16 protein-coding genes are annotated in these 20,168 nt (G+C 46.0%); all 16 read right to left on the bottom strand.

What is annotated here, in order from left to right; translation table 11 throughout:
* Window positions 1-31: 31 nt before the first annotated feature.
* Window positions 32-1,933 (bottom strand): DUF2207 domain-containing protein, encoded by a 1,902-nt coding sequence (locus BS617_RS09920; RefSeq protein WP_075172652.1) that lies wholly within the window; start codon window positions 1,931-1,933, stop codon window positions 32-34.
* Window positions 1,934-2,046: 113 nt separating this feature from the next.
* A complete protein-coding gene (locus BS617_RS09915) occupies window positions 2,047-2,889 on the bottom strand; it encodes a metallophosphoesterase family protein (protein WP_075172651.1) in 843 nt (280 codons plus the stop codon).
* Window positions 2,886-4,238, bottom strand: a complete 1,353-nt coding sequence (locus BS617_RS09910) for an SLC5/6 family protein (RefSeq protein WP_075172650.1) — start codon at window positions 4,236-4,238, stop codon at window positions 2,886-2,888. The genes BS617_RS09915 and BS617_RS09910 overlap by 4 nt, the downstream gene beginning before the upstream one ends.
* Window positions 4,235-4,888 carry a TIGR04282 family arsenosugar biosynthesis glycosyltransferase gene (locus BS617_RS09905; RefSeq protein ID WP_075172649.1) on the bottom strand — a complete coding sequence of 218 codons (654 nt, stop codon included), beginning with the start codon at window positions 4,886-4,888 and terminating at the stop codon, window positions 4,235-4,237. The genes BS617_RS09910 and BS617_RS09905 overlap by 4 nt, the downstream gene beginning before the upstream one ends.
* Complete coding sequence (locus tag BS617_RS09900; RefSeq protein ID WP_075172648.1) at window positions 4,885-5,568, bottom strand: TIGR04283 family arsenosugar biosynthesis glycosyltransferase; 684 nt, start codon at window positions 5,566-5,568, stop codon at window positions 4,885-4,887. Before BS617_RS09900 ends, BS617_RS09905 begins: the two co-directional genes overlap by 4 nt.
* The gene (locus BS617_RS09895) at window positions 5,555-6,391 is read right to left on the bottom strand and encodes a DUF547 domain-containing protein (protein WP_075172647.1); all 837 of its coding nucleotides are present in this window, start codon (window positions 6,389-6,391) and stop codon (window positions 5,555-5,557) included. Before BS617_RS09895 ends, BS617_RS09900 begins: the two co-directional genes overlap by 14 nt.
* On the bottom strand, window positions 6,391-8,541 hold the full coding sequence (locus BS617_RS09890) for a dihydrolipoyl dehydrogenase family protein (RefSeq protein WP_075172646.1): 2,151 nt from the start codon (window positions 8,539-8,541) through the stop codon (window positions 6,391-6,393). Before BS617_RS09890 ends, BS617_RS09895 begins: the two co-directional genes overlap by 1 nt.
* Window positions 8,542-8,552: 11 nt before the next feature.
* The gene (gene arsS / locus BS617_RS09885; RefSeq protein ID WP_075172645.1) at window positions 8,553-9,503 is read right to left on the bottom strand and encodes an arsenosugar biosynthesis radical SAM (seleno)protein ArsS; all 951 of its coding nucleotides are present in this window, start codon (window positions 9,501-9,503) and stop codon (window positions 8,553-8,555) included.
* Window positions 9,504-9,617: 114 nt separating this feature from the next.
* Window positions 9,618-10,793, bottom strand: coding sequence for an FAD-dependent oxidoreductase (locus tag BS617_RS09880; RefSeq protein ID WP_075172644.1), 1,176 nt, complete (start codon window positions 10,791-10,793; stop codon window positions 9,618-9,620).
* 204 nt (window positions 10,794-10,997) lie between these two features.
* Complete coding sequence (locus BS617_RS09875; protein WP_075172643.1) at window positions 10,998-11,855, bottom strand: delta-class carbonic anhydrase; 858 nt, start codon at window positions 11,853-11,855, stop codon at window positions 10,998-11,000.
* Between the two features lie 612 nt (window positions 11,856-12,467).
* Window positions 12,468-15,362, bottom strand: a complete 2,895-nt coding sequence (gcvP, locus tag BS617_RS09870) for an aminomethyl-transferring glycine dehydrogenase (RefSeq protein ID WP_075172642.1) — start codon at window positions 15,360-15,362, stop codon at window positions 12,468-12,470.
* Window positions 15,363-15,626: 264 nt separating this feature from the next.
* Window positions 15,627-16,655, bottom strand: coding sequence for a lipid A deacylase LpxR family protein (locus BS617_RS09865; RefSeq protein ID WP_075172641.1), 1,029 nt, complete (start codon window positions 16,653-16,655; stop codon window positions 15,627-15,629).
* A gap of 25 nt (window positions 16,656-16,680) precedes the next feature.
* Window positions 16,681-17,214: a disulfide bond formation protein B gene (locus tag BS617_RS09860; RefSeq protein ID WP_075172640.1), complete on the bottom strand. Its 534-nt coding sequence runs from the start codon at window positions 17,212-17,214 to the stop codon at window positions 16,681-16,683.
* Window positions 17,215-17,254: 40 nt separating this feature from the next.
* On the bottom strand, window positions 17,255-17,587 hold the full coding sequence (locus BS617_RS09855) for a YdbL family probable chaperone protein (protein ID WP_075172639.1): 333 nt from the start codon (window positions 17,585-17,587) through the stop codon (window positions 17,255-17,257).
* A 12-nt stretch (window positions 17,588-17,599) separates the two neighbouring features.
* Entirely contained in the window at window positions 17,600-17,803 is a 204-nt protein-coding gene (locus tag BS617_RS09850) for a YnbE family lipoprotein (protein WP_075172638.1), read from the bottom strand.
* A gap of 20 nt (window positions 17,804-17,823) precedes the next feature.
* Window positions 17,824-20,130, bottom strand: coding sequence for an intermembrane phospholipid transport YdbH family protein (locus BS617_RS09845; RefSeq protein WP_075172637.1), 2,307 nt, complete (start codon window positions 20,128-20,130; stop codon window positions 17,824-17,826).
* Window positions 20,131-20,168 lie beyond the last annotated feature (38 nt).

Here is a 20,168-nt window from a genome sequence, read left to right as displayed (position 1 = left end):
TAATACAATGTGGTTTATGTGGTTTATATAGCTACCAGCCACCGCCACCACCGCCGCCTCCACCGCCGCCAGAAGAACCGCTGCTGCTAAAGCCGCTGCTTGAGCTAGAACTAGAACTTGGTGGTGTTGATGCAGAAGCGATGGTGCTTTCTAACTGCGAAGCCATCACCGTGGACATCGCCAACGCACGACGGCTTCCGCCAAAACGAGAGCGGCTTGCAGAAGCTGTGGTTAGCTCAGTATTGCTAAGTGTACTTTCAAAAGCCATTCCCCACTCATTTTCAACACCTAACGCTATTGCATAAGGCAGGTATTCTTCAAACAGTCCTAGCGTCATTTCTGGAGGATGTTGAAAGTTAAGCCTATCTTTTTCGGCAACGGATAAATATAGCTTAAACCCTTCAATTTGCTCGACTAGCTTTTGGCCGGCTACCGTGGGAGCTTCTAATAACCATGTAAATAGACCCAATAACGCGGTCGTGCAAAAACTATAAGTGATCATTGCGACTGCAGCAGCGCTTTCAAAGAATCCGAATTGTTGAAAGCTATTGAGCATCACGATTATAAAGAGAACAGGTACGCCGTTGGTTAGTATATTGAGTATCAAAGGTCGTGAGCGCTGAGTGACGGCTTTACGTACAGATTGGCCCAGTATAAAGGTGGCTACAATAGTAAATATGCTGCTAGCAACTGCCTCAATGTTATTACTGAGTAATATCATGGCTAATAAAGGCACGAACGCGATAAATGCCCCAAAGATGGCGTATTGTCGATTGGTAGAAAAATTTGTGCGCCCGTACTCGTTATTGAGCTTAGCTTTAAAAGCCGTAGTGGCTGATTTTAGTGAAGGATTATAAGTGCGGTTTAGTGTGAGTTTGCTATTGAGGCTTGGAAAGAGCCGAGCGGCTAAAATAGCTTCGCCGGGACTTAAGTCTGCAGACTCCTTTATGCGTGTCAGGGTAAAAACGCGTTTGCTACCTTGTTCTATAGATAAATACTCTTTTGCCACCATGTTTGTTAATGCGGCGGCCATGCCCCGTGGTCTGTATTTTCTATCCAAAATTAATTGGCAGGCCGCGGGTGAAAGATCTTTTGGCGGTGTAAAACGCGCAATGATAGTGTCTTTACTGGGATCTCTGCCAACTTTGCTCCACGCAAAATACAAATACAGACCGGTCGCTGCAAAGCCGGCTATGGCAATGAGAATCAGCATGCCATCCTTCCAGGCCCAGCGTAGTTTATCGGCTAATGTCGGCTCGGAAATAACGCCTTTATTCCAAGCAACCGCAAGCGATATACCTTCGTAGGGTGAAAGCGGCTGAGAGCTTTCCACTTCGATTGTATGATTATTTACAGGGGTTAAATTAGCGTTGTGCTCGCGGCTACCTTGACGCCCCGTATAGGCTATTGAATCAGAGATGATGGCATTTTCCGGTAACTGGATACGAGCTTTGGCACGATCAATAGGGAATACAAAGCCGGTACCAATGACATTGAAAAACAGTTCATCGGTGTTATCGCCAAATTGGATCATCCGCTTCATTTGGTAGCGTATTTGGTAGGTATAGCGTGCCGTGGGAAGTATGACATTCTGGCTACCTATATAAATACGGGTGCCATTAGCCTGTGCCTTAGTATGGAAGTTTTCCGGTTGGCCATCACGTGTGACGTCGGTGAGTATAAAGTCTACATGGTGCCTTGAGCCATCTGCATTATCGTAAGTGGTAGGAATATCCCGATAGATACCACGCTTAATTTGCTGGCCCTGCGCTTGGACTTGAATCGTTTCTGTGACTAGTAGGGTGCCGTCTTCTAGAACGGTCACATCTGTTTGATAGTCTAAGATTCGTTCCTGAGCGAAGGCAAACGTCAGCCAGCCGGAAACAAAAAATATAAATAATGTATACAGTGGAAACTTGATAAAGCGTTGCACCCAAAGCCCTTACTGTTTGTTCTATTGAGCTTGCGAGTGTAAGTCGATGGTAAAATAAAAGAAAGGCCAGGAGGGTCAACGGCTGGCCTTAGTGAGTGCATGATGCAATACGCTTAATGACGTTCTATGAATAACGGTTCTATTTGTAAGGGAGTTCCTTGTTGGCTTTTTTCGTAGTCGGGCAATACATCCATGCTGGGCCATAGTCCACTGCTTAATGCATCACAGTAACCTTCAGTAAGCAAACAATCCCGCATGGCTGTCTGGGTTTTTCGATAAGGGTAAGCAAGTCGATGCCACTGAGCATGAACGCCAGTATGGTCTGGCGTTAGGACTAAATACCAGCATTGTGTGGTGCCGTCGTTGGCTGGCATTCCTATTACGCCAGCATTTAGCCAGTAGCCATGGGCTAGGGAGTCTCCAAAAGGTAGGCCGCAATGGCCACCAATAACAACATCTTTGCCTGTGGCTGTTAATTGTTCCTCTTTGATATGGGATGCAGTGCTTTTAAAAACGAATTCGTTTATCTGTGTGGTGCTGCCGTGTACGGTGCGAAAGCTGAGTCCGTTCATCGAAAAGTCGATGGCGCTTGGTAAAGTTTGCATCCAACGGCGGTTAGTATTGGATATGTGTTGGTTGGCAAAAGCATACCAACTAATTGAAAGCAAAGAACAACTGCTACCTTCCGTAAATCCGCAGCCACAGTCAGGTGCTTGTTGAGCGATGGACTCTTCGCAATTCCCCATGACAACCGGAATACCCCATTCACGGATAATAGTGGTAGTTTCTTCTGGATTGGCGCAGTAAGCGACTACATCCCCGGTGCATATAACTCGGTCTGAAGGTATCGATAACCGGCGAGCTTCTTCTTGAATAGCTAACGTTGCTTCAGCATTGCTATAAGGGCCGCCAAAAATGAGCACCGGCCCTGTTAAGTCTCCTAAATCCTGAATCATCGGGAGCGGCCTCCCCACCAGAAACAGAAGCAGCCTAATGCGGGTACTAGCAATGACAACCACAGCAACTTGGTGTATTTGTGGGCTTCACCTAGCAACGTGGAATAGCCAGATGATTCAGTAAAATAGAGTACTGCGGCGGCTATTGCGATTACAAAGCTGGCAACATAACTCCAGACAGGAATGTCGGTGCGTTTGCCCCACAAACTGAACAGGATGACCGGCACAAGATACATAGAGGCGGTGCCACTAACGGCCACTGCGCTGAATAAATCTTTATTTCCCAAAAATACTAATGCTAACCCAAGTAGCATAAACACAGCCATAACGATACGCCCGTTACGGACAGAGGGGGCTGTCACTTTCATATCCATGACCAATAACTTAGCTGAACTGGATAAGGTGCTATCCAGGGTCGACATAGCTGAGATTATTAGTGATGCACTTAATAATAGCATTGGGTAAGTGCCTAATAACCGAGTGAGAGCTTGGTTCATATCTTCGCCTGTCATGGCGTTTGCTCCGGCAATCACCCCTAAAGATCCAAAGGCGACAATGCACAGCATGCTAATCCAACCGGCATGCATAAAGCTGCGTCGAGTCGTGTCACGGTCGGCTAAAAATCCACGGTCCATCATTACCGGGTCATGCATGGGGTAGCTCCAGACCTGCAGTAACGCGACCAGTAATAGAATAGGGCCTGGTTGTGAAATATCGAATGGTTTAAAACTAATAAGATCGAGTGTGTAGTGGCCGCCAAAAGCTACCATCAGAAGTAACAAGCCTAGTACTGCAATAAAGGCGATCATTTGAAACAAGTCGGTGCGTAAGCTGGCATGCAGGCCACCTAGCATGGAGTAGGCTAAGGTGATAACGGCGACCGCTATAATAGCCAAGGTATAAGCTTGGCTGCCCGCTGCGCCAAACAGTATGCCGATAACCAGTAAGTTAGCGAATACCTCGCTGGTTAGCCGTACACCAATAACAAGGTTGTAGCATGATGTTCCCCAGCGCCCAAATCGGTTAGCTAGAAAGGTTTGTACGCTGTCAAAACCTTCTACAAAGCGAACGTGCTCGACGATTTTAGCGCCAGTGAAAAATGATAAATAATAGGCGGTATAGGCGAGAGTCCCCCAGATACCATAATAAAACCCTAATATGGCCGCATTCAGTAGTGATCGAGCAAAGATCCACGTTGTTACCTGAGAAAAAACTAAGGTAATTAAAGAGGGGGCTTGCCCAGAAGCCGACTGGCCTAAAAAGAAGCCGCTTGAATGATTCGACTTTCTCGATAGTAGCAATGAAATGACCGCCACAAGGGCAATCACAGCAGGTAGTTGGTAGTTCATTTTAGACTCCAAGAAATAACTGGGGATTCAAAGCGTGACGGTAAGCGTGATAAATCGTTTGGGGTATCAACATCCCACAGTAATTCGCCTTCCCAGCATGACCACTGCAAATGCTTGAGGCGATTGAGTGTTATGTTAGCAACGGCATCGGTACTCCAGGGGATATCGCTAAATAGGGAAGGGTGCCATTGTTGGATACCTAACAGCGAATAGCCGCCGTCTTCAACGGGATAAATAACCGAGTCATGCTGCTCCAAAGCGGAGGCGGCAGCTAACAAACGTTGAGTGGTTAAGAGTGGGCAATCGGTTCCAGTTAGAATGACGGAGCGACCTTTATCGATGATTCGTTTGGCTGTAGCTGACATTCGTTCTCCTAAATGCCCGTCTACTTGCTGAGTTAATTGAATACGTGAATCAGCTATTAGCGATGACCAATATGGGTGCTCCATATCCGGTGTGACGCATAACTCGATTGATTCAAAGGATGTCGCAAGCGCTTCTTTAACCGCATTTTGAAGCAACAGGTCAGCCAAGTGAGCAGCGCCTTTTTTACCGAGTGCTGGTATGAGGCGAGTCTTGGCTAAACCTGGTTCGGGAGCCTTAGCGAAAATAACCAGTGTGGTGTCGCGTGTAAGGGATGGGGGTTTCATCGGTATTGCTCCGCTAGGGTTTCAGGGCTTTCTCCTCGCCAATAGGACCAACGTAACTTCCACATGAGCGCAATAGTTTTCCAGCTCCCTCGTGAGTCCCAGCGCCGACCTGACGTCGTTACTTTATGCTTAACACAATAGGGAGGGGCGCATTGTTTAAGCTGTTTTGAAATCTCGATGTCTTCCATTAAAGGTTGATCCGGGAAACAGCCAACAATCTCAAACAATGATCGAGACATAAACAGTACTTGATCGCCCGTGGCTATATGCGTCAATCGCGAACGCCAGTTCATCATAAAAGCGATGATTGGCAATAGACGAGATTGCCCTTCAATTTTTACATCAAAGCGCCCCCACGCTAGTGTTTTCTGCGAGAGTAAAGCGACCATAATGTGATCGGCGTTACTTGGTAGGCGTGTATCGGCATGCAGAAATGCTAGGTATTGTGAGCTCGTGGCGCGCGCGCCTGCATTCATTTGCTTAGCGCGGCCAGCGGCCGATGTTATGACCTTACCACCGGCAGATAGAATGGCGGCAGCGGTGCCGTCTCGGCTTCCTCCATCGACGAATAGTACCTCATTACCTCTTTCAGCGTAGGGCTTCAGATGGTTAATAAGGTCATGAATGGCGTTAACCTCATTGAGTACTGGCACTATGATGGCAAGGTTACGGCTTGTCATTGAGCCTCCAATCATAGTCTAAAAACGTGATATCGATTTCACCACTGATAACGCGCCCTTTTTGGTCGTCGGTAAGCCCAAGCGATGTGCGATAATGTGTTAGAAATTCAGCTAACGAGCGTGTGCCTTCCCAGCCTTTTTCGAAGTCTTCACGATACCATTTGAAAATGGATGACACTTCTAAGCGTCCATCGCGCAGGCGGTTGCGGCTCTGATCGGCAAGAAATAACTGTGTTTGTTCTTCTAATTGCGCATCTAACTTATCGGCTGTATAGGCTTCCGCCCTGAGCGCCGGGCAACCAATACTGGCGCAATTTACGGCAAAGTGAATACGTGGATCATTATAGCGAGAGGACCCACGAATCAAGGTATGCTCGATGCTATCTAGCGAGCGAGTTTGCTCTAAAAGCGGTATAAATTCTTGTTTCCAAGGTGATTTAAATAACCCGCCTAGGTCTTTGATTGAATCAAGGTTGGGGTACTGGCTCAAAATTAACTGAACTGTCCACGCGTTGTAAGCATTGATTAAAAAAGCGAGTTGCTGATTGTTTGACCACTGATCAAAATCACTTCGCTTAACAGCAGATAAGTGATCAAGATAGCGTTTTAGCAAAACGGCTTCTTGTTGAATGGCACGGTAATCGACTTGGGTTGCATGGCCATCATGTATGTTAATGACATGTGATTTAAGCAAGCTATTCCAAAGCTGGTGATCAGGCTCAGAGGCTTCAGCGTAAGGAATAACCCAGCTGCTGATCAATAGCGCGATAACGCCAAGTATTGGTTTGCTTGAGGATGAAAGAGTCAGCGTTATAGAGCGCATTATGAACGCCTCCAAGCATGATATTTTTCTAGCCAGTTGAGGATCGTTTGTGGGGCGTGCGCTCGTTTCCATTCGCCGGCAGCATATTTGTTGGCTTCTGCCCAAGTGGGATACGCATGAATGGTGCCTAGGATTTTATTAAGACCTAAGCCATGCTTCATGGCTAGAACAAACTCGGGCAATAAATCGCCCGCATGCGATCCGGCTATGCATACGCCTAAAATTTTATCTTTCCCCGGTTCCGTTAGTACCTTCACGAAGCCATCTGTTTCACTTTCGGTGATGGCGCGATCTAAGTCGTCTAGTTGATAGCGAGTGACTTCCACTTTAATACCTTGCTCAGCGGCCTCGGCTTCACTTAAACCAACGCGGGCTATCTCGGGATCAGTAAAGGTTGTCCAAGGAATGACGCGGTAGTCGGCTTTAAAGCGCTTAAATTGCCCAAACAGCGCGTTAACGGCGGCATACCACGCTTGATGGGCAGCGGTATGCGTAAATTGGTAGGGGCCTGCAACATCACCAACTGCATAAATATTGGGGTAGAGCGTTTCAAGATATTCATTAGTTGTGACTGTGCGCTTGGTATCAATCCCCAGTTCTTCTAGCCCATAGCCAGTTAGGCGAGGTTGGCGGCCGACAGCAATGAGTAGCTCATCAAAGGCGATTGGTAATTCAATACCGTTGTGCTCAACAATCAAGCGTTTCTCGTCGTTAATAACTTCGCAGCGGATAGCATTATGTTGCGTTAAGATTTGTACGCCATCATTAGTCATCGAACGGGCAACTAGCGAGGCAACTTCATGATCTTCGCGCGGTAAAATACGCTCTCCTCGCTCAACTTGAGTAACCTGTGAGCCCAATCGAGCAAAGCTCTGGGAAAGTTCGCAACCGATAGGGCCACCGCCTAGAACGATTAATCGTTTAGGTACTTCATCGCGTTTAGCAAATTCGTCCCATAATGTATCACTGGTCACATAGCCTGTGGTGTCTAAGCCTGGTAGAGGCGGTACAAAAGGTCTAGCTCCTGTGGCAATAACAATGCTGCGGGCGGTTAAGCGTTCTACATTGCCTTCGTGATTCGTGATTTCTACCGTCCAAGGGTCCAGCATTTTTGCATAGCCTTGCTTAACATCTACGCCTAAATCGGTGTAACGCTCAACGCTATCATGCGGCTCGATAGCGCGAATGACGTCATGGATTCTTTTCATGACCGCGCGGAATGAAAATTGAGGTGTGCTGCTTTCTAAACCGTATTTTTCTGCATGCTGGATGGTGTGAGCCAGTTTGGCGCTTTTGATAAGCGCTTTGCTGGGAACGCATCCGAAATTTAAGCAATCTCCGCCCATTTTATGCGCTTCAACCAATGTGACTTTGGCTTTAACCGCTGCCGCGATGTAAGACGACACTAAACCACCGGCACCAGCGCCAATCACAATTAAATTACGGTCAAAAGAGCTAGGTTTATTCCAGTTGGCATAGACACGGCGCTTTTGAAAAAAAGTTGCTATTTTTTTGCCGATCAAGGGAAATACACCCAATAACGCAAAAGAGAATAAAAGAGCAGGGGATAAAATGCCTGATAAAGAGTCAATATTGGCTAACTGTGTGCCTGCATTGACGTAAACAACAGTGCCCGCCAGCATACCTATTTGGCTAACCCAATAAAATTGGGTCGCTTTAATGCGCGTTAAGCCCATCAACAAATTAACGAGGAAAAACGGAAAGATTGGAACCAATCGCAACGTGAAAAGATAGAAAGCACCATCGCGCTCGATACCTTCATTGAGAGTGGATAAGCGTGACCCAAAACGTTTTTGTACCATATCTTGTAAAAGGTACCGAGATACAAGAAAGGCCAATAGTGCCCCAATACTGGAAGCGAACGAGACTAACAACAGACCCGTTGCTAAACCAAATAATGCGCCACCAGCTAAGGTTAAAATGGCGGCTCCAGGTAATGACAGGGCTGTGACTACGACATAGACACCAAAAAAAGCGCCAGCGGTTAATAGAGGGGACTCGTTACGCCATGCTTCAAATTGTGCCAAGCTGCCTTTGAGGCTCTCAAGGGTAAAGAAGTGGTGTAAATCAAAAATAAAAAATAATGCAGCTAGCACCACAATGACGCTAAACAATAAACCTTTCTTCATGGGGAAAATTCCTAAAGTGCGCCGCCGCAGCTGCTGCCTTGTCCTGCGGTGCAGGCGTAACAATGATCAGCGATACGAATGTGTGAGTCGTAGTTATCTTGTGCGAGTAAATCGTTTAAATGCTGACGCTTTCCGCCTAAATTTAGCTCGAGTTGTTGGTTGAAGTCGCAATCGTAGAGATAGCCCTGCCAATCGACACTAATCATGGAACGACACATGACGCCCGGTAAATTAGCGGCTGCAAAGTTATCTTTAAGCAGTTGCATGTAGGGCTCAAATTGACCTTTTGAAATGAGCATAGATCCAAAGCGCTTAATTGGCATATTGGCGATGGCAAACAGCTGATTAAAAACGATGCCAAAGTGAGCCATCAGCTCTCGCTTAAAATCAGCCTCTAGAGCGTTTTGATTAGGCGGTAGTGATGCGCCTTGTGGGTTGTAGACGAGATTTAAGCTAAGCCCAGAATCTGGTTTTCCGTAGCCCAAAGAGTTGAGTAGTTGTAGGCCAGCTATGCTTTTGTCAAATACACCTTTGCCACGTTGTTGATCTACGTTTTCAAGGGAGTAACAAGGAAGAGACGCCACGACTTGGACTTTATGTTGAGCTAAAAACTCGGCGAGACCTGTTTGGTCCTCTTCAAACAACACTGTGAGGTTACAACGGTCGATAACCTGCACGCCCAAAGCAGTAGCGCGAGAGACTAAATCGCGAAAGCGCCAGTGCATTTCTGGCGCGCCACCGGTTAAATCAAGAATTTTTATGTCATGCTTTTGAAGGACTTCTATGATGGTTTCGATGAGTTCATCGGAGACCATCTCTGTTCGATTGGGGCCTGCATTAACATGGCAATGCACGCACGTTTGATTGCACAGATAACCAAGATTGACCTGCAGAGTTTCCAATCTATCGCGTTGTAATGGAGGAAAATCGGTCGCTTCAAGTAATTCTATCGTGCTTAACATATCAAATGGCTCCTATTCAGTAGTCATACATCGAGCCATCAAACAGGCTTTCATGTATTAGTTATAGTAGTTAGTCGCTTGATAGTTGGATTCCTTACAATTTTTTTAAAAAATTTATTCGGCGTCATAACTAAATGAATGAATGAAGCGTTGGTCAATGCTATCTTTCCATCGCCATACCCAACGTCCTGCAACAGTAAATGGCCCCCAAGAGCCAATGGCGTGGCGTCGGCCGCTAGCAAGCAAGAAAAGTGAGTGTCGGCGAGGCTTAAAAGCTTTAAGTGTTAACGGCAGGGCTTTACCCGCAGAGCCCTCAAGCGAAGCCGCATTCGCTTTAATACAAGATAAAAGATTATGCGCGAGTATTGGACCTGCTCTTACGGCATGAACTCCAGACCGTTTAAGGGGAGAGTTAAGGCGACTACAGGTGTCGCCGGCTGCGAATATGGTTGGGTGCGAAAGGCTACGATGATACTCATCAACAGCTATATACCCATTCTCTGCAAGTTGTAGCTTTGTTTGGGTAAGCCAAGGTAGGGCACAGGCACCGGTTGCAGTGAGCACGCAATCTACACCGCGCTGTATTTTGTCATTAACCATCAAACCTTTGTCTGAGGACTTGGCATGGCCTTTCAATACGGTTATTGATTGCTCTCTGAGTTGGCGATGGGTTAGCCAGCGCGTCATCCTAGAAAAGTTAGGCAAGACTCCCTGCTGACCAGTTACCAGTGTCACTTTATTGTTTGGGCTGAGCTGCTTAAGACGAGCATTTGCAGCGAATGCCAGCTCAACACCGGCAGCTCCACCGCCTATGACCGCGAGTTTGATGGCGGTGTTTTTCGTTTGTGCAGTTGTTTCAATAAAAGTGTGCCATTGATCACAAAATCGAGCGAGCGGTTTAATGTTCATAAATTGATAAGCGCTCTGAGCACCATCGGACGCCGGTATAGACCTTACTCCGCTCCCTATATCGATAGATAGTAAATCGTAATGAACCGAGCTTGCATCGCTGAGTTGGATCGTTTTTGCATCTGGGTCGATGCCAACGGCGTCTAATTCTACGAAGCGTATATCAGATCCTTTTAGTAGATTTTTAATATTTATCCGGCACTGGTCTATGGAGTAAATGCCTTCTATCCATCCCGGTATCATCCCTGAGTAGAATTGCCATCGTTGAGGAGAAATAAGAGTCACCTTGCAGATGTCTGGCGTGTTCCGGAGTGTCGATAGTAGTTGCTGTAAAACGAATAAGTGCGCATGGCCTGCGCCAAGGAGAACGAGATGTGTCATGGCTTATTTCAAATTAAAGGTTCCATGGCAGCTTATCACGAAAAACCATTAGCAGGATAAGAGTGGTGGAATGGGCTAGCAAACGTCTGCTGTTAAGAGGTCGCTTGCGATAATAGGTACGTAGCAGCGGTGTGATAGACAAGGATGGGACCAAAAAATAGCCGCACAGATGAGCGGCTAATAGCTATTTAATAATAGTATCGATTACTGCATAGGAGAGAGTAGATCTGGGTTAGTTACTAGGTTACGAACACCGTGAGCGTGATCTTCTTCGAAGGTATTGCCTTCACACCATTTACCTACTGTGTTGATATCCACTTTAGCGACTTTTGGTCTTACGCTCCAAGTGACTTGGAAAGGGGAGCCTGCTTCGTTGTATTTCGGCCCTGTTGTTGAGCCTGCGTACTCAATTGGGGTGCCTGTGTTGTTAGGAATGTTGAGCGCTTGCTGATACCCATTGCTAACACTGTGCTGTGTTAACTCGCCAAAATCCAATGCTTTGTCGTCATTGACCAGAACAAATACTTGAGTTTCAACACGGAATTGAGGATTTTTGATTGAGTCACTAAGGCAGGCACCAAGAGTTGCTCCAGGTGTAACTTGAGCGCTAGAGTGCACATAGTGAACTTCAATCGTATCGCCTGTTTGTAAGCCGCCGTGCTCACTACGACAAACCGCTTGGTTTAACGGCTTAGACTCACTCTTAGTTAACGTCCCCGAATAGACATAACCGGTTTGGTAGCCCATACCATCGCCGTTACCTGCAAATTTAGAAAACTCACCGCCGGCATGCTCTGCATTTTTGTGCATATGGATATTACACAAGTTCATTTGGGTGTAAGCCGGGGCTTTATTGAACACTACAGGGTTTGTGCCTGCGGCCGCTTCAATATTGCGTGGTGATTGTGGGCCAAAACCTTTGCCTTGGGTGTTTTTAGCAAGGTTAGCTCGTTGTTGAGCAACAATATCGTCCGAAACGTTGGTGTGATCATTAGAGAGCGCCATGACATTCATAGATAGAGCCGCCATTGCACCTGAGAGTAAAAAAACTACCTTTTTCATAATTTTCCCTATTTAAATACTAACAAGTTATATTTTTTACTTTTTTTATTCGGAATATGGCTGGTGTAAAAACGAGAATTTAAAACTTGATTTGATAGTCAAGTAAATCCTATAGCTTCTTGATGCAGATAGGCTTTTTTAAATAAAAAGAAAAATCTGGCACATGTTTATCACTTTAAACAACCGTAAACCACTGTGCTAACACGTCCAGTGAATAACACAGGTTATTGATTATCCTAATTTTTTTGTTCTTGTCTAGATATAAATACATTATGTATGGAAGGCGCATAGGTAGGATGTTTGATGATCACGTACTTACACTCAATGGGAAAAGCAACAGGTAATTAAAAAGCTGCGCAATTGAGCAGCTTTTTAAAATAAGTTTCTATCAATGAATTTTTTTCGCTAAATTTGCTCAATGTATTTTTTATTTAATTCTTGTGGAGTATTAACACCCAATAGCCCCAGATCTGTGTGCAGTTCGGATCAAATTATTGAGAGTCATTCATCATAAGACCTCTCTGCGCTTTATTGGCCTGAAATGATAAAGAGCCACCTATTGGGGCAGCTCTTTTTCATCAAATATGATTTAACCAGTGGTTGGGTTAATCATTACTCAGCCGTGTCATAAGCTTCCATAGGCACACACGAGCAGAACAGGTTACGGTCGCCGTATACGTTGTCGATACGGTTTACCGTTGGCCATACTTTACCCATACGTACGAATGGTGCTGGGAATACTGCTTGTTCGCGGGTGTAAGGACGGTTCCAGTCTGAGTCCACTAAATCGTCCATTGTGTGTGGCGCGTGCTTGAGTGGGTTGTTTTCGGCGTCTAGCTCACCGTGTTCGACTTGGGCAATTTCGCTGCGGATTTGTGCCATGGCTTCGATAAAGCGGTCGAGTTCGGCTTTTGATTCGGACTCGGTCGGCTCGATCATGAGTGTGCCCGGTACAGGGAACGACATAGTCGGCGCGTGGAAACCGAAATCCATCAGGCGTTTAGCGACGTCTTCTTCGCTGATACCGGATGCTTCCTTCAATGGGCGCAGGTCGATGATGCACTCGTGCGCTACGCGATCATTACGGCCAGTGTAAAGAACAGGGTAGTGCTCAGCTAATTTTTTAGCTAAGTAGTTAGCATTCAAAATAGCGTATTCAGTCGCTAGGCGTTGGCCCTCGCCACCCATCATTTTGATGTACATCCATGAGATTGGTAGGATACTTGCGCTGCCCCATGGTGCTGCTGAAACGGCACCATTACCGGCTTTCGGGCCACCTGAAATGGTTTGTACGGCGTGGTTCGCAACGAAAGGCGCTAAATGTGCTTTAACACCGATAGGACCCATACCAGGGCCGCCGCCACCGTGTGGGATACAGAAAGTTTTGTGCAGGTTCATGTGTGAGACGTCTGCACCGATTTCACCCGGTTGGGAGATGCCCACTTGCGCGTTTAAGTTTGCGCCGTCCATGTACACTTGGCCACCGTTATCATGGATAATTTGGCAAATGTCGCGGATTCCTTCTTCATAAACACCGTGTGTTGATGGGTAGGTAATCATCAAGCAGCTAAGGTCATCTTTGTGTTGCTCGGCTTTAGCGCGCAGATCGTCGATATCGACGTTACCTTTTTCATCGCAGGCAACAACAATCACTTTCATATCCGCCAATGCAGCAGAAGCAGGGTTTGTGCCGTGTGCTGATGAAGGGATCAAGCAGATGTTGCGATGATGATCGCCATTGGCAAAGTGGAAGTTACGGATGGCTAGCAAGCCTGCGTATTCGCCTTGTGCGCCTGAGTTAGGTTGCATGCAGATGTGATCAAAACCGGTGATCGCTTTTAGCATGTCATCCAGTTCAGACAGCATTTGTTGGTAGCCAGCGGCTTGGTCAAGAGGTGCGAATGGGTGGATATTCGCAAACTCAGGCCATGTAACTGGGATCATCTCCGCTGTCGCGTTTAGCTTCATGGTGCAAGAGCCGAGGGCGATCATGCTATTTGCCAGAGAGATATCTTTATTTTCAAGCTGCTTTAGATAACGCAACATTTCTGTTTCGCTGTGATAGCTGTTGAAAACAGGATGCGTCAGTATGGCTGATTGGCGAACACATTCGGCTGGGATTGAGTCACGAGCTTTATCAAGGGCTTCAACCGATAGGCCATGATCTGCACCAATGATGGTAGCGAATAAGTCTAGGATAAGAGCATCGTCTGTACGCTCGTCAAACGTCATGCCTAGCTGGGTATCATTTACTTTACGTGTATTGATGCCTGCATCCAGTAGCTTGCCGTAAACTGCGTCTCGGTTAGCACCTAAATCGATGGTGAGGGTATCGAACCATGTACTGTTAACCAGCTTGATACCTTTATTTTCTAGGCCGCTTGCCAAAATATCCGTGTAACGGTGGATACGTTGCGCAATGGTTTTAAGGCCTTCAGGTCCGTGGTACGTCGCGTAAAAACCAGCCATGTTAGCTAGCAATACTTGCGCGGTACAGATGTTCGATGTCGCTTTCTCTCGGCGGATATGTTGCTCACGTGTTTGCATGGCCATACGCAATGCTTTTTTGCCACGCGTATCCACTGAGACACCAATAATACGGCCAGGAACAGAGCGCTTGTAGGCATCGCGAGTCGCGAAAAATGCGGCATGTGGACCACCATACCCCATAGGAACACCAAAGCGTTGTGCTGAGCCAAAGACTACATCGGCCCCCATTTCACCAGGTGACTTGAGCATAACTAGGCTCATAATATCCGCGGCAGCACAAAAGAGCGCTTTTTTGTCATGCGTTTTTTCAATGAGGCTGGTTAGGTCGATGACTTGACCGTGAGTGCCGGGGTATTGAGCTACAACACCAAAAGGTTCGTGCTCGTCTAATAAGGTGTTTAAGTCACCAACGATCACGTCATAACCTAGCGGCTCAGCGCGTGTTTGGATAACGTCGATGTTTTGTGGGTGTAGGTTTTCATCAACCAAAAAGAGGTTGCTGCGCTTCGCTTTAGACATGCGTTTGCACAATGTCATCGCTTCGGCCGCGGCGGTTGATTCATCAAGCAAGGAGGCGTTAGCTAAGTCTAAGCCTGTTAAATCTAATACCATCTGTTGGTAGTTTAGGATGGCTTCTAAGCGACCTTGTGATACTTCAGGTTGATAAGGTGTGTACGCTGTGTACCAACCTGGGTTTTCCAATACATTACGTAGAATGACGTTAGGTGTAATGGTGTCAGTGTAGCCCATGCCAATCAAAGAACGATTAATTACATTTTTGCTCGCGACTGCTTTAAGGTAACCCAGTGCTTCAACTTCCGTCCGTGGTGTATCTAGTGGAATAGGGGTTTTCACTCGGATACTACCGGGTACTGTCTGATCAATGAGGGTATCCAGCGTATCTACGCCTAATTCGCTTAACATGGCATCGCGTTCGTCGTGCGATGGGCCTATGTGGCGTTCGATGAAAGCAGATCGGTTCTGCAGGTCAGTTAACGGACGGGAGGTTTCGCTCATGAGTATTGAATCCTGACTGGGTCTGATAGCCGCTGATTAGCGATACGAAATTGGGCCAATGATAGCGCAAAACCGCAGGCGGATGTATGGTAAAAAAGTAGAAATTTCCTATAGGAAACTTTTGTTTCCTGGAATTTTAGAAAGGAAAAATAGATCTGAGTTTGCTTCTAGGTGCCTACTGATTGAATTTAAAGGTTTTTTGCGGCAGTTTTTGAATTATCAGCCGCAAAAAAATAGAAGGTAGTGTAGAGCGTATCTTTTCACTTAATAGGAATAAGAAACGCTAATAGAACCAAAACGTTGTGGTTTTTTCTGAGACCTGAACTCTTTTGTGCGGTGAACATGCGCGTACGATATCTTCCAACGATCATAGATTGCCGACACACCGATGGCCGCGTCGGCTACAAAATACTCTTTGTCAACTGAGTGACTATCCGTGAAGGTATTTCCATCTAAAAAGATGTTGTGTAAAACTGCGCGCGCATCAATCGATACAAAGCCATGAATACCGCGACCTTCATAACGCAGTCGAGGGTCACTGTTTCCCGGTGCGCTGTTATCGCCACCAGGACGCAAGGCTGATGTACCAAAGTCATCAGGGAGGTTCCAACCAATTCGGTATTCAGCGCCTAGGTTGCCGTAGGTTGCAACGTTACCTACACTGCCGCCCGCATGGGTAATAAAGTCGTAGCTGATATCGTTATGCAAAGTGTTTTTGTATAAGCGATGCTTGTGCTCATAAACAACTTGTATGCCTAGCTCGTTACGCAATTGGTTATCCCAACCTTGGAAGGTTTCTATGCCTCTTAGGTCGTGGATAAAATCTTGTGTTTCATGGGCGTAGGAGGCAGGGCCTACTACGCCTAAGTTGACCTCAACTGAGTTCATTTTGTTATCAGTTTTGGCGTGATAACCAAATCCAGCATAAAGCCAACCGGCAAAAGGGCGGTCGTCAGGATCGACTGTTTTGCGTTTTTTATCCGTTGGCGTATACATCTCTTGGCCAATGGTAAAAATGAGCTTTCTTTGGACATTATCTGTGTAGCTTTCTGTAACGGGGTATAGGGGGCTAAATTGTGCGTTGATGCGCCGCAGCCAAAGTGGGATACGCTCATCTAAAAGGTAGTTGTCGAGGTCGGGCGATACCCATGAAAAACGAATGCCGTTGGTATAACTTTGATCAGTACCATCAAATAGGTCGTTTTCAAAGTAGGTATTAAATGTCCATGGATCAGCGGCATAGCTAATCGCAGGTAATATGGCTAATAATCCAGCGCTAATTTGCTTTTTCATAGTCTTCCATCGCTAGGAACTGTATTTAAAACAGTGATACGCGCTGACGAGGACTTCGGAGCACAATTCGCCAGCTGATAATACACAATAGTATAAATAGCAGTAATGTAAGCTGTGGGAGCGATAAACCCAAGAAATTTGTTGTCGTTGGAAGACATTCATTCTGTTCGGTAAAAAAAGCCATCAATCCGGAATTATTGGGTAGTAAACCGAGCCAGGAGTCGAGTTGTAAGCTGCAAGAGTCCGAAGGGGTCGGCATATCCGGTGCGTACCACAGATACCGCCCGGTGAGTAACAAGCCCACGGTGGCAAGCAGGACAGTACAAAAACCCAGTAAGCGTTGGCCAAATTTCCAAGGGTTAATGATAAAGCCCAGTAAGAAAATAAACGTTAAGCACAGCAAGCAAAAGCGAATAGCAATACAAGCAGCGCATTGAATATCGCCAAGCTCATTACTGAGGGAGCTGGCAGCAACGGCAACAGAAGACCCCGACAATACTAAGCCCAAAAAATGTAATTTCCGATACGTAAAAAAGCCGGAATCTTTCTGCTTTGCCATATAAACCTCTTAATTAGTATAGGGCAGATGGAAAAAGTAATTACTGTTTGGTCCAGCGACCGTCGGGTTGTAAAAGGTACTCTCCTGACTCAGCTCTTTGGTAAAGCCGTTGAGCCATACGTTTGGCGATAATATCGGTAGCTACGCCTGCTTTGGTAGCGCTCTCTTGATAAGCCGCTTTACGTTGAGTGTTGATGCTGTCTACCAGCTGCTTAACAGAGCTGTCGGCATTAGCGATCACGGCCGCTATGTATCCTTGTGGGGTTTCCCCTACGAGCCCTTGGCTTTTTGCCGCGTCTAAGCTCAAAGCAAAAGCGGGTAATGAAAGCAGCAAAGATAAGAATAAGGTATTCGCAATGTGTTTTATCTTCATGATGATGCTTCCCTAGAATAGATCTTTTTGATTAGTGAGTAGGGTGTCGACTTCTTTATCAACTTTAACAAGAATCTCGTGCTCAATTTTAACATTGAGGTTGATAGTAATAGGCTCATTAGGGACTTCGACTTGTACCTTAGGTGAGCACCCCGCTGTCAGTAATAGCGAGGTGAGTAAAATGGTTGTAGGCACGCTGTATTTTGGTAATAACATTAGTTAGCTCCGCCGCCTTGTTATTGTTTTTTATGCTGAAGTTGCTCTGCTAATTTGTCAGCAAATTGCAGACTCTTCATAAGCTGTATCAAGTTTTCTTCTATGTTGATCGAGAAGTTAACTGGTTGTCCCTTATTCCAATCAGGGTTGCTACCCGATAGTTGCGTTTGCAGCAACAAATCACCATTGCTCTGATAATTGGCATTGGCGCTTAATGTTGTGTAATTAAAATTAGACAACGCTTTAAGTGCGATCGCCAATCCTTGATTATTTTGCCCCATTTGTCGCACATTATCCGTCGGTTCATAGCGGATATTTCCGGGTTGTACCGCTTTAATATCTCCTGCTTTAACCGCTAGTTTGCCTTGATGGTAGGTTAAGGGAATTCGCCCACTCAATAGGCCTTGACCAGTTAAGCCGGGTTGATTCTCAAGTTGGAGTAGTTGGTTTAACGAAAGTTCACTGACCTCAATATCGGTACGTATATTCATATCGTTAAACGTAGTGTAAAAAGGAGTTGCTGTTAACGTGCCGCCTAATAGCTCAGCTTGTAGGGCGTTAATGTTAATGATGGGGTCTTTAGACGTAAGTTGGTTGATGCGGTATTCGGCGTTTAGTTTTTGCAAAGAATAACCCTGCTCAACCTGTTTCACGGTCAATGTGCCTTGTTCATCGATTCGTTTGTCACGCAAAAAGGTGGTGCTCTTGGCGTTAATGCCTTCGATAGCAACCTTTTGATACATTACATGAAGATCACGCATCAGGTGATTGATCTTTCCATCCAGCGTACCGTCCCACCAACTGAGAGCGCCGTTTTGACTGTAGAACCCCTCGCCAATTTGTATGTCGATAGGCCATTTAAAGGGGAGGTAGTTGCGCCATTTAAGCGGCAGCTCATTGGTTGGTATTTCTTTAAGGTGCCAGTTGGTTTTAAGTAGCTTGTTATTGATCACATATGAAAGGTCACCTGAGAGATCGATATCTAAAGGCTCGTTAACAAAGAAGTAGCTGGTTTTCAGAGTATCTGGTGTAAAGGTGAAAAGACCCTTTGCAAAAAAGGGCGGTATAGGATCTTTACCTAACTGTACTTTAAGCTCTTTTAGAGTGTAGCCCGCGGAGAAAGTTTGCTTGGCGGCGTTAACAGATTGGATATCGAGTTCAATGGGTTCGCTAGCAAGCGTCATTACACCAAATTGAGCATCTTTATAGGCCAGGCTGATGCGAAATGGTGACACGGTAAGTTTATCAAAATAATTCACCGTAATCGGGCTTTGGGTAGTGAAGTCGAGTTTGTCGATATGCCAATCATTGTTGCCTAAGTTGAGTGCTGTTATTTTGCTTTTAGGTGTAACCTGGACTTGCAAGCCTTTGTCATTGGTCAATTGTGTTTCGGTTTCTATGTTGAGGTTCACTACTTTTATCGTTTCTAGCGGAGACAGCGCCACAATATTTGTTTTGCTACTGTCCTCAAAGCTTAATGCTTGCAGCCAGGCGGTTGTATCTTGGGTCAGCGTGCGCTGCAAACTGATTTTTGCTCGGCCCTTGAGGGCGCCGGTAAAACCAGGAATAATTTGAGCAATAGAGCCGGGAATCTGCCATAGCAGCTCGTGAGCTTTAGCTAGATTAGTTTCATGGTTGGCGGCAATCAGAATAGCTTTTTCGTCTTCGACCGCTCTACCTTCTACATCGATAACGGACTGGTTGTCGTGTAATAGCGAAAACGAGAAGCGGTCGTTGGCCGTGAAATGTAGGTCAGCACGGGCCAAAGGTTGAGCATCATAGTAGCCTTCTACACGGCTAAACAGTTGTTGGTTTTGCAGGGCAATGTTACCCACCAGTTTAATGTCTGGGCGCGATCCTAACTGCAAGGTAGTCGTCAATTGGCCAATTAAAATTTCGGCAGCCGGTGTTTGCTCTATCCAAAAAGAGGGTAAGAAGTTTGCTAATTCTACAGCGAATGCAGAAGCTTCAGTATTAGCTATATTTTCCGATTGGTTGAGATCCTTTGTCGAGATGACAAGTGAAGCCTCGGGGATAGTTATCCGCTCAAACGTCCCTGAAAACAGCAGTCTTAAAGGTCTGTAATGTAAGGTGACAGGCCCTGCTTTGAGTGTGGAATGGCGGTCCGGCGTGTTTTTGGTGACTTCTAACTGTTTGATCAGTAGCTCACGATTAGTGGGGTAAGCGACATCGAAATGCGGATCGTCAAATCCTTGTTCGCTTAACCAGCTTTCTACAGCCTTGCTCGCCAAAAAGGGTAAGGCTAAATAGAGCGCCACTGGGATAACTATCAATATTGCCAGGCTTGCTAAAATCCATTTTTTCAACCTGTTACTCCTTACTACTTATATCAACATCATAGGGG

Source organism: Neptunomonas phycophila (genome assembly GCF_001922575.1).
Taxonomy (GTDB): domain Bacteria; phylum Pseudomonadota; class Gammaproteobacteria; order Pseudomonadales; family Balneatricaceae; genus Neptunomonas; species Neptunomonas phycophila.
The sequence above is the reverse complement of the archived record's forward strand: the minus strand, read 5'-3'. Positions and strand labels throughout refer to the sequence as shown.